At 38.0% G+C, this 482-nt stretch carries 1 protein-coding gene; it reads right to left on the minus strand.

All coding sequences use genetic code 11. The features are described from left to right. Positions 1-228: 228 nt before the first annotated feature. On the minus strand, positions 229-482 hold a 254-nt coding region (locus tag EI161_RS14645; protein ID WP_192529653.1), incomplete at its 5' end, for a transposase.

Genomic DNA, 482 nt, shown 5'->3' on the forward strand with positions numbered 1-482 from the left:
CTTCTATGTCAATTATGGCTATGTCTGATGCCAGCATACTTTTTAGAACACCACCCAATTATGAATAAGCTTTTAAGTAGATTTAGTGGTATATATTTCTTTTCAGTTTTAATCAGTCTCGTGAATTATGTAGTATGTAATCTCTATAGAAAGAATGCCTATAATCGTCTTTTAATAGAAGTAGTAGATGTTGCTAAGAGACCATCCCGAATTCTGTGTAACTGCCGTTTAGATTAAATGCCTGCTGATACGTTCATCAAACATAATCATAAAGCGATTAAGAGCAGACGTCCAGTTACGGATAGGCATCGACCACTTTTTGGATGCCTGCTGTGTTGCTAGATATACCACTTTAAACGCTGCCTGATCAGACGGGAACACCTTACGCTTATTCACCGCTGTCCGAATCACACTGTTCAAAGACTCAATAGCATTGGTGGTATAGATGGCTTTTCTGATATCTTTCGGATACTCAAAGAACA

Source organism: Psychrobacter sp. FME5 (assembly GCF_014861375.1).
In the GTDB taxonomy this organism is placed as follows: domain Bacteria; phylum Pseudomonadota; class Gammaproteobacteria; order Pseudomonadales; family Moraxellaceae; genus Psychrobacter.